At 66.5% G+C, this 2,035-nt stretch carries 2 protein-coding genes and 1 pseudogene; 1 reads left to right on the forward strand and 2 read right to left on the reverse strand.

Annotation, left to right across the window (positions count from 1 at the left end):
* Positions 1-183 (reverse strand): annotated as a pseudogene (locus tag AC1DOC_RS31160) (aldehyde dehydrogenase family protein); the annotation flags it as partial.
* Between the two features lie 156 nt (positions 184-339).
* Here AC1DOC_RS31160 and AC1DOC_RS31165 point away from each other — a divergent pair.
* Positions 340-1,299, forward strand: coding sequence for a LysR family transcriptional regulator (locus AC1DOC_RS31165; protein WP_478131274.1), 960 nt, complete (start codon positions 340-342; stop codon positions 1,297-1,299).
* Here AC1DOC_RS31165 and AC1DOC_RS31170 read toward each other — a convergent pair.
* On the reverse strand, positions 1,300-2,035 hold a 736-nt coding region (locus AC1DOC_RS31170), incomplete at its 5' end, for an SDR family NAD(P)-dependent oxidoreductase (protein WP_478131275.1).

Here is a 2,035-nt window from a genome sequence, read left to right on the forward strand (position 1 = left end):
GTGGGAAAAGGCATCGGCGGCCGCGCGGAACGCGGACTCCACCTGGCGGCGATCGGCCCGAGCGTATTCGGCCACCACTTCGCTGGTGTCCGAAGGATTGGCGCTCACACCGGTGGTCGCGCTGGTTTCCCAGCGGCCGTTGATGTATTGCCGCACGTTCTGATGGATCTCGCCGTGAATCACCTGCGCGCCAACCTTGTCTCTCGTTTTGGAAGTGGGGCGAGTCTATGAACAGAATTGATATCAATCCAATCATTTTTTCGACAAAATGCATATCAATCGCTGGATTCTGGAAAACCCTCTGATCACAAAGCTTTAACAAACAACAACCCACGAGACATGACCAACTACAACCATTGGTTCATCCGCGCCCGCCTCAAGACGCGGCAGCTGCTCCTGCTGGTGGCGCTGGCGGAGGAAGGCAACATCCACCGCGCGGCCCAGGTGCTCAACATGACGCAGCCCGCGGCCTCCAAGCTGCTGAAGGACCTGGAAGACGTGCTGGAGGTGCCGCTGTTCGACCGGCTGCCGCGCGGCATGCGGCCCACCTGGTACGGCGAAACCATGATCCGCCATGCCCGCGTGGCGCTGGCCAGCCTGAACCAGGCGCACGACGAACTCACCGCGCTCAAGGCCGGCCGCTTCGGCCAGGTGGGCGTGGGCGCCATCACCGCGCCCGGCCTCACGCTGATGCCGCCCGCGGTGGCGATGGTGAAGCGCGAGCAGCCCGATTTGCGCGTGTCGCTCGAGATCGAGACCAGCGCGGTGCTGATCGAGCGGCTCGAGCAGGGCAAGCYCGACATCCTGGTGGCGCGGCTTTTTGCCGAGCACGACAAGTCGCAGCTGCGCTACGAAGCGCTGGCCGAGGAGCCGGTGTGCGCGCTGGTGCGCCCGGGCCATCCGCTCCTGGGCGTGAGCGGCCTCACGCTGCGCGACGTGGTGGGCGCCGGCTGGATCGTGCCGCCCGCGGGCAGCGTGCTGCGCCACCGCTTCGAACTGATGTTCCAGGAGGAGGGCCTGGTGCCGCCGAACAACATCATCGAGAGCTCGGCCCTGCTCTTCATCACTCGCATGCTGCAGCAGAGCGACATGGTGGCCGTGCTCGCGACCGACGTGGCGCGCTACTACGCCGCGCACGGCATCGTGTCGCTGCTGCCGCTGGACATGCCCTGCCACATGGACGCCTTCGGCATCATCACGCGCACCGACCGGCTGCTGTCGCCGGCGGCCAAGGTGATGATGAAGGCGCTGAAGACCGCGAGCCTGAGCGTCTACGGCCGCAAACTTGAAATGGACTGATCAGGTCCAGCCCGCGTCCACGGTGAACTCCTGCGCGGTGCACATCCTGGCGTCGTCCGACGCGAGGAACAGCACCATGCGCGCGATGTCCTCGGGCATCAGCTTGTCGGGCAGGCACTGGTTGCGCTTGAGCGATTGCTCGCCTTCGTCGTCGAGCCAGAGCTGCACCTGCCGCTCGGTCATCACCCAGCCGGGCGACACGGTGTTGATGCGGATGCGGTCACGGCCCAGTTCCACTGCGAGGCCGCGCGTGAGGCCGTTGACGGACGACTTGGCTATCGCATAGCAGGGGTAGCCCGAGCCCTTGGTCTGCCAGCCCGTGGAGCCCAGGTTGATGACCGAGCCGAAGCCCAGCCGCCGCATGCCCGGCACCACCGACTGGATCGCGAACAGCGCGGGCCGCTCGTTGATGGCCATGCGGTTGTCGTAGTAGTCGGGCGTGACCGATTCGAGCGTGTGGCGGTCGTCGCTTGCCACGTTGTTGACCAGCACCGCAAAGTCGCCGAGCTCGGCGACCGCGTCGGCAATGGCTTTTTGCAGCGCGCCGATGTCGCGCACGTCGCAGGCGCGCCACCACGGCGCGGCATGGCCTTCTTGCACGATGCGCTGGGCGAGCGCGGCGCTGGCGCCTTCGGCAATGTCGACGAAGGCCACGCGTGCGCCCTGCGCGGCGAACGCGGCCACCATGGCCGCGCCAATGCCGCTGCCGCCGCCGGTGACGAACACAGTGCGGCCC

The sequence above is a fragment of the Variovorax sp. 01T439_2 genome (assembly GCF_056398445.1).